The sequence below is a fragment of the Kitasatospora sp. NPDC085895 genome (genome assembly GCF_040702125.1).
GTDB classification, from domain to species: Bacteria; Actinomycetota; Actinomycetes; order Streptomycetales; family Streptomycetaceae; genus Kitasatospora; species Kitasatospora arboriphila.
The window spans coordinates 67,761-75,717 of sequence record NZ_JBFBJY010000037.1 but is presented as its reverse complement, the minus strand read 5'-3'; the positions used below and the strand labels follow the sequence as shown (position 1 = coordinate 75,717).

Annotated in this window: 6 protein-coding genes and 1 tRNA gene; 6 read left to right on the top strand and 1 reads right to left on the bottom strand. The window is 72.2% G+C overall.

What is annotated here, in order from left to right; genetic code table 11:
• The coding region (locus tag AB0442_RS22880; protein WP_366164881.1) for a histidine kinase at positions 1-960 on the top strand (960 nt) is incomplete at its 5' end.
• Positions 961-1,112: 152 nt separating this feature from the next.
• Here AB0442_RS22880 and AB0442_RS22875 read toward each other — a convergent pair.
• A tRNA-Leu gene (locus tag AB0442_RS22875) sits at positions 1,113-1,196 on the bottom strand.
• Between the two features lie 452 nt (positions 1,197-1,648).
• Between AB0442_RS22875 and AB0442_RS22870 the strand changes: the two genes are divergently transcribed.
• The 5 genes from AB0442_RS22870 to AB0442_RS22850 all read left to right on the top strand — a co-directional run bounded on the left by AB0442_RS22870 (position 1,649) and on the right by AB0442_RS22850 (position 7,733).
• A complete protein-coding gene (locus AB0442_RS22870) occupies positions 1,649-2,518 on the top strand; it encodes a DUF3662 and FHA domain-containing protein (RefSeq protein ID WP_366164879.1) in 870 nt (289 codons plus the stop codon).
• A 12-nt stretch (positions 2,519-2,530) separates the two neighbouring features.
• The gene (locus AB0442_RS22865; RefSeq protein ID WP_363542418.1) at positions 2,531-3,043 is read left to right on the top strand and encodes an FHA domain-containing protein; all 513 of its coding nucleotides are present in this window, start codon (positions 2,531-2,533) and stop codon (positions 3,041-3,043) included.
• Between the two features lie 122 nt (positions 3,044-3,165).
• Positions 3,166-4,776: a protein phosphatase 2C domain-containing protein gene (locus AB0442_RS22860; RefSeq protein WP_366164877.1), complete on the top strand. Its 1,611-nt coding sequence runs from the start codon at positions 3,166-3,168 to the stop codon at positions 4,774-4,776.
• A 111-nt stretch (positions 4,777-4,887) separates the two neighbouring features.
• The gene (locus AB0442_RS22855; protein WP_344623085.1) at positions 4,888-6,255 is read left to right on the top strand and encodes an FtsW/RodA/SpoVE family cell cycle protein; all 1,368 of its coding nucleotides are present in this window, start codon (positions 4,888-4,890) and stop codon (positions 6,253-6,255) included.
• A 14-nt stretch (positions 6,256-6,269) separates the two neighbouring features.
• The gene (locus AB0442_RS22850) at positions 6,270-7,733 is read left to right on the top strand and encodes a penicillin-binding protein 2 (RefSeq protein WP_366164876.1); all 1,464 of its coding nucleotides are present in this window, start codon (positions 6,270-6,272) and stop codon (positions 7,731-7,733) included.
• Positions 7,734-7,957: the final 224 nt, after the last annotated feature.

Below are 7,957 nucleotides of genomic sequence, written 5' to 3'. Positions count from 1 at the left end.
GCGGTGCTGCTGCTCACCCTGCCCGGGGCGTTCGTCAACTACATCTGGCTGGCGCCGATGACCGCGGTCTACACGGTCGCCGCGCAGCGGGCGGCGCTGAGGGTCACCGCGGCCTGCGCCACCGCCTTCGCCCTGGTCGAGTTCTTCCACTGGCCGCTCGCCGACCACCCGCTCGCCCTCGACCGGGACAACGCGCTGTACGCCATCCAGTGCGTGATGCTGGCCGCCGGGCCCGCCGCGCTCGGTCTGCTCGCCCGCACCAGGCGCGAGCTCGCCCACCGCCTCGACGAGCTCACCCGCGGCCAGCAGCGCGAGAGCCGGCTGCTCGCCGAGCGGGTGCTGGCCACCGAGCGGGCCCGGCTGGCCCGCGAGATGCACGACGTGGTCTCCCACCAGGTCAGCCTGATCTCCATCCAGGCCGGTGCGCTGCAGGTGTCCACCGGCGACCCGGCCGCCAAGGACACCGCCTCGACCATCCGCGAGCTGGCCGTCCGCACCCTCCAGGAGCTCCGCCAGATGGTCGGGGTGCTGCGCGCCGCGGGCGTCGAGCCCTCCGAGCCGCTCGCCCCGCAGCCGCGGCTGGCCGACCTGCCGAAGCTGATCGACGGCAGCGGCCTGCCGGTGACCAGCGACCTCTCCACCGGCGGCCGGCACTGGCCGGAGGCGGTGGAGCGGGCCGCGTACCGGACGGTCCAGGAGGCGCTGACCAACATCACCAAGTACGCGCCCGGCGCCGCGGTGTCCGTCCGGGTGGCGGGCGGCGGCTCCCGGCTGCTGGTCGAGGTGCGGAACGCGCCGCCGCCCGAGGACGCCTCCGACCGGCCGGTGCTGCCCGGCGGCGGGCACGGACTGGTCGGCCTGCGCGAACGGGCCCAGCTGCTCGGCGGCACCCTGGTGGCCGGTCCCACCGCGGACGGCGGCTTCACCGTCCGGGCCGCCCTCCCGGCCGCCGCGGACTGAACCCCGGGCACCGGCCGCGCCCCGGGTGCGGCCGTGCCCGGCGGGAATTCCGCCGCCCGCCCCGACCGTCCGCACGGAGGGGAATTGCCGCGGGTGTCGTCGCCGAAAAACGAGAAAGCCCCGCAGATCCGAAGATCTGCGGGGCTTCGCTGTGCGCGAGGGGGGAGTTGAACCCCCACGCCCTTTCGGGCACTGGAACCTGAATCCAGCGCGTCTGCCTATTCCGCCACCCGCGCATGGGTGCTGCCGTAAGATGCTTTCCGCTCTTCCGACCTGACGAGAACCTTACCGCATCTCGCCCGGTCTTCCGTTCGGCTCCCTCTCGGGCGCCCCTTCCGACGTGGAAAACATTAGCACGGCCTGCGGGCTACCTCCGAATCCGTTCCCCCGCACCCCGGGGAACCGCTCCGACGCGGGGCGGACGAACGGGTGACCGAGGGATGACCGGGGCCCGCTGCGGGTACCTCCCGCATGCCGTGCGGCTCCCTCCGCACGGCTGTCCGCACCCGGCGCACGCCCCCGCCCGGCCCCCTGCCGGGCAGGTGGCGGGCGGTGTGCCCGGTCTCACGCCCCGGGACCACGTTCCCGGGAACCGTACGGATGGGCCCGACGTGGATACGATCAGTACGGAAAACCGCAACCCGGCCCGCGAGCGCGGCCCGGCCGACGCCCTGGAAGGGGGTGCCCCGTGGGAGTCCTGAAGAAGTTCGAGCAGCGGCTCGAGGGTCTCGTGAACGGCACCTTCGCCAAGGTGTTCAAGTCCGAGGTCCAGCCGGTCGAGATCGCCGGCGCGCTCCAGCGCGAGTGCGACAACAACGCGACCATCTGGAACCGCGACCGCACGGTCGTCCCGAACGACTTCATCGTCGAGCTCAGCCCGCACGACTACGAGCGGCTCAGCCCGTACGCCGGCCAGCTCGGCACCGAGCTCGCCGGCATGGTCCGCGAGTACGCCGAGGCGCAGCGCTACAGCTTCATGGGCCCGCTCCAGGTGACCCTGGAGAAGGCCGACGAGCTGGACACCGGCCTGTACCGGGTGCGCAGCCGCACCCTGGCCGGAGAGGAGCCCGCGGCGCAGGTGCCGCAGCCGCCGGCCGCCCCGGGCGGCTACGAGCGGCGGCCGACCCCGCCCGCGCCCGGTGCGCCGTGGCAGCAGCAGGGCGCGGCGCCGTACGGTGCGCCGCCGCCGCCCGCCGCTCCCCCGGCGGCGCCGCAGGGTCCGCCCGCGGCCGGCGGGAACGTCCGCCCCTTCCCGGGTGCCGGCCACAGCGGTGCGAACACCCGCCGCTGGGTGGAGGTCAACGGCGCCCGGCACCAGATCACGGGCAACGCGTGCGTGCTCGGCCGCTCCACCGAGGCGGACATCCGGATCGACGACCCCGGGGTCTCCCGCAAGCACGCGGAGATCCGGCCGGGGACGCCCGCGATGGTGCTCGACCTCGGGTCCACCAACGGCATCGTGGTGGACGGACAGCACACCCAGCGCGCTACGCTCCGCGACGGCTCCCGAATCGTCCTCGGGTCCACCACCATCGTCTACCGACAGGTCGAAGGGTAGAGCGGGCCACTCATGTCAGAACTGACCCTCACGGTCATGCGGCTGGGCTTCCTCGCCGTGCTGTGGCTGTTCGTCATCGTCGCGGTCCAGGTCATCCGCAGCGACCTGTTCGGCACCAAGGTCAACCCGCGCACGGCGCGGCGGACCGCGGCCGCCACCGCGTCCACGGGCCGTCCGCCCCAGCAGGGCGGGCAGGCCGCCGCGCCGCCGCAGCCGCGCCAGCGCCGCGGTGCGCCGACCCACCTCGTGGTCGTGCAGGGCTCGCTGGCCGGCACCACCGTCGCCCTGCAGGGGCAGACCATCACGCTCGGCCGGGCGCACGACTCGACGATCGTGCTGGACGACGACTACGCCTCCTCCCGCCATGCCAGGATCTTCCCGGATCAGACTGGGCAGTGGACGGTGGAGGATCTAGGCTCCACCAACGGCACGTATCTGGACCGGCAGCGGCTCACCGCGCCGATGCCGCTCCAGCCCGGCGTGCCGATCCGTATCGGCCGGACCGTCATCGAACTGCGGAAGTAGCGGCGCATGAGGGACACCACCCCGTCCAAGACCAGCCGGGAGCGCGGGCGCCGCGCTGCCGCTGCCGTGCGCGCCCACGGCACGGTCGTCACCGCCCGGGCCCGGAAGGGGGCGGCGACGGCATGAGCCTGGTGCTGCGCTTCGCCGCCGGCTCCCACAAGGGCCTGATCCGGGAGGGGAACGAGGACTCCGGCTACGCCGGTCCGCGGCTGCTCGCCGTCGCCGACGGCATGGGCGGCGCGGCGGCCGGCGAGGTCGCCTCCTCGGAGGTGCTCGGTTCGATCGTCAGGCTGGACGAGGACGTCCCCGGTGCCGACCTGCTGACCCTGCTCGGCGACGCCGTCCAGGGCGCCAACGACCGGCTGCGGCAGATGGTCGAGGAGGACCCGCAGCTGGAGGGCATGGGCTGCACCCTCACCGCGATGCTGTGGACGGGCCAGCGGATGGGCCTGGTGCACATCGGCGACTCCCGGGCGTACCTGCTGCGGGACGGCTCGCTGACCCAGATCACCCAGGACCACACGTGGGTCCAGCGGCTGGTGGACGAGGGCCGGATCACGCCGGAGGAGGCGGAGACGCACCCCCAGCGGTCGCTGCTGATGCGCGCGCTGGACGGCCGCGGCCAGGTCGAGCCCGACCTGTCGATCCGCGAGGTGCGGGCCGGCGACCGCTACCTGATCTGCTCCGACGGCCTGTCCGGACCGGTCAGCCACCAGACCCTGGAGGCCACGCTCGGGAGCTACTACGCCCCGCAGCAGACCGTCCAGGAGCTGATCCAGCTGGCGCTGCGCGGCGGCGGCCCGGACAACATCACCTGCATCGTGGCGGACGTCATCGACGTCGGTGCCACGGACACCCTGAGCGGCCAGCTCGCGGACATCCCGGTGGTCGTCGGCGCGGTCGCCGAGGCGCAGCCGCACCACGGCGACCACAACCTGCTGAACACCCCGGCCGGCCGCGCCGCCGGTCTCGGCCGCCCGCAGGCCCCGCAGGGCGCGTTCGGCCCGGCCAGCGGCTACGAGGCGGCGGGCTTCGGCCCCGCCGAGGGCTACGAGGACGACGGCTACGGCGCGGCCGAGGGCTACGGCGCCGACGCGCAGCCGTACGAGGGCGAGCGCCCGTCCCGGCGCAAGCGCAAGGGCCGGAAGCTGAAGGTCTCGCTGGCGGTGCTGGCCGTGCTCGGCCTGCTGGGCGCCGGCGGGTACGTCGGCTGGAAGTGGACGCAGGACCAGTACTACGTCGGTGCGGACGGCGAGGGCGTGGCGGTCTACCGCGGCCTCAACCAGTCGCTGGCCGGGCTGAGCCTGTCCTCGGTGTACGAGCAGCACGACGACATCGAACTCAGGTTCCTGCCGACCTACCAGCGGACGCAGGTCACCAAGACCATCCAGGCGAAGAGCCTGGCGGACGCCCGCGAGCAGGTCCGTACCCTGGGCACCCAGGCCTCGGTCTGCAAGAAGGTCGCGCAGGGCGCCAAGCCGGCGCAGGGCACCACCGGCGGCGGCGCGACGCCGCAGCCCGGGGCGAGCCCGAGCCCGACCGCGTCGGCGGCCGCCCCGTCGGCCTCCGGCACGGCGCTGACCCAGGTGGGCTTCCGCAACGAGACCCCGGCCCCCGGGGTCAGCCAGAGCCCGAGTCCGAGCACCGACACCCTGAGCACCGGCAACCCCGGCACCACGCCCGAACTGACCGAGCAGGAGAAGCAGCTGGCGTCCTCCTGCCCGACCCCCTAGCACCGACCCCGCCAGGGGACTCAGCCGTCGGGGAGCGGCCTACACGTGAGCACCTTTGACCTGAGCAACAGCGACACCGACCGCCGTGGCGCGCGGCGGGGCAACACCACGATCACGCCGCAGAACGCGCCGAACCGCCGCAACACCGAGCTGGCCATGCTCGGCTTCGCGGTGGTGCTGCCGATGTTCGCCTACGCCAACGTGGGCCTCGCGATGGACGGCTCGCTGCCGGCCGGCATGCTGGCGTACGGCCTCGGCATGGGCGCCCTGGCGCTGGTCGCGCACCTGCTGATGCGCCGGTTCGCGCCGTACGCGGACCCGCTGCTGCTGCCGCTGGCCACCCTGCTCAACGGGCTGGGCCTGGTGATGATCTGGCGGCTCGACAAGGCCGGCAAGCTGCTCGCCAACAACTTCCCGGCGGCCGCGAACCAGCTGATGTGGTCGGGCCTGGGCATCGCGTTCTTCATCGGCGTCATGGTGCTGCTGAAGGACCACCGGATCCTGCAGCGGTACACGTACATCTCGATGGCGGTGGCCCTGGTGCTGCTCGCCGCACCGGCGTTCTTCCCGGCCCGGGCGGGCGACTTCGGCGCCAAGATCTGGATCCACATCGGCAGCTTCTCGATCCAGCCCGGCGAGTTCGCCAAGATCATCCTGACGGTGTTCTTCTCCGGCTACCTGATGGTCAAGCGGGACGCGCTGGCGCTGGCGAGCCGCCGCTTCATGGGCCTGTACCTGCCGCGCGGCCGTGACCTCGGCCCGATCATCGTGGTCTGGCTGCTGTCGATCCTGATCCTGGTCTTCGAGACCGACCTCGGCTCGTCCTTCCTGTTCTTCGGCCTGTTCGTGGTGATGCTGTACGTCGCCACCGAGCGCACCAGCTGGATCGTCTTCGGCCTGGTGATGTCGATCGGCGGCGCCACGGTGGTGGCCTCCGTCGAGTCTCACGTGCAGACCCGCATCAACTCCTGGCTCGACCCGATGGCGGCCTTCGCCGACCCGCCGCCGCCCGGCACCAGCGAGCAGATCGGCCAGACCCTGATGGCCTTCGGCTCCGGCGGCGTCACGGGCAGCGGCCTCGGCCAGGGCCGCTCGTGGCTGATCCAGTTCGCCGCGAAGAGCGACTTCATCCTCGGCTCGTTCGGCGAGGAGCTCGGCCTCACCGGCATGATGGCGGTCTTCCTGCTGTACGGCCTGATCGTGCAGCGCGGCCTGCGGACGGCCGTCGCCGCCCGCGACCCGTTCGGCAAGCTGCTCGCGGTGGGCCTGTCCTCGGCGTTCGCGCTGCAGGTCTTCGTGGTCGCCGGCGGCGTCACCGGCCTGATCCCGCTGACCGGCATGACGATGCCCTTCCTCGCCCAGGGCGGTTCCTCGGTGGTGGCGAACTGGGCCCTGATCGCCATCCTGCTCAAGATCAGCGACAGTGCGCGCCGCCCGGCCGCCGAACCGGAGCCGGCCACCGCCCCGGCCTCGGCCTGAAAGGGATCCGACACGTGAACAAGCCCATCCGCCGGGTCTCGGTCTTCTGCCTGATCCTCGTCCTCGCCCTGATGGTGCGCACCAACTGGGTGCAGGGCGTCCAGGCGCACGCCTGGGCGACCAACAAGAACAACGACCGCAACAAGTACGACCGGTACGCCTATCCGCGCGGCAACATCGTCGTCGGCGGTCAGGCGGTCACCAACTCGGACTTCGTCAACGGCCTGCGCTACAAGTACAAGCGCAGCTGGGTCGACGGCCCGATGTACGCCCACGTCACCGGCTACTCCTCGCAGTCCTTCGGCACCAGCCAGCTGGAGTCGCTGGAGGACGGCATCCTGGCCGGCACCGACTCGCGGCTGTTCTTCCGGAACACCCTCGACATGCTGACCGGTGACGACAAGAAGGGCGGCGACGTCGTCACCACGATCGACGCCAAGGCCCAGAAGGCCGCCTTCGAGGGCCTCGGCAACAAGAAGGGCGCGGCGGTCGCCCTCGACCCGCGCACCGGCGCGATCCTGGCCCTGGTCTCCACCCCGTCCTACGACCCGGGCAAGTTCTCCGGCAGCTCGAAGGCGGACCAGGACGCGTGGACGGCCGTCAACGCGGACCCGAACAAGCCGCTGCTGAACCGGGCGCTGCGCGAGACGTACCCGCCGGGCTCGACCTTCAAGCTGGTCACCGCCGCCGCCGCGTTCGAGGACGGCAAGTTCCAGAACCCCGGGGACAAGACCGACACCCCGGAGCAGTTCTTCCTGCCGGGCACCAAGACCGAGCTGAAGAACGCCAGCAAGACCGAGCCCTGCACCAACGCCACGCTGCAGGACGCCATGGACCTGTCCTGCAACACCGTCTTCGGCAAGATCGGTTCGGAGCTGGGCGGGCAGAAGCTCCGGGCGCAGGCGGAGAAGTTCGGCTTCAACAACGCCAAGGTGGACGTGCCGATCCGGGCCTCCGCCAGCGTGTTCCCGTCCAACTCGGCGCCGGACGGCACCGCGATGGACGCCATCGGCCAGCACGACACCCGGGCCACCCCGCTGCAGATGGCGATGGTGGCCGCGGCGATCGCCAACAACGGCACGCTGATGGAGCCGTACCTGGTCGACCAGGAGCGGTCCAGCACCCTCGCGGTGGTGTCCAAGCACTCCGAGAAGGTCATGAGCCAGGCGGTCTCGGCGACCACCGCCCAGAAGCTGCAGCAGCTGATGGAGTCGGTGGTGCAGAACGGCACCGGCACCAAGGCGAAGATCGACGGGGTCACGGTCGGCGGCAAGACCGGCACCGCCCAGCACGGCCAGGACAACAGCGGCCTGCCGTTCGCCTGGTTCATGTCCTACGCCAAGGGCGCGGACGGCAAGCAGGTCGCGGTGGCGGTCGTGGTCGAGGACGGCGACAGCGACCGGAACGAGATCAGCGGCGGTTCGATCGCGGCCCCGATCGCGAAGAGCATCATGCAGGCGGTGGTGCAGGGCAAGTAGCAGCGGGCGCCCGCCCCGAGGATCCGAAGGCCCGACGACCTGAGGGAATCGTCACAGTGGGACCGTTCCGGTGCATACCGGTCTGGTCTCAGCTGGCAGGCTGTTCGGGTTGCCACGGGTTCGCCCGGTAGCGTATCCGCCAGCAGCGGGTGTACCCACTGCTGAGCCGCGGCTCCGGCCGCGGGGTCGGCGCCGCAGAACCGCTGTGGCGGTGGCAAGCGTCC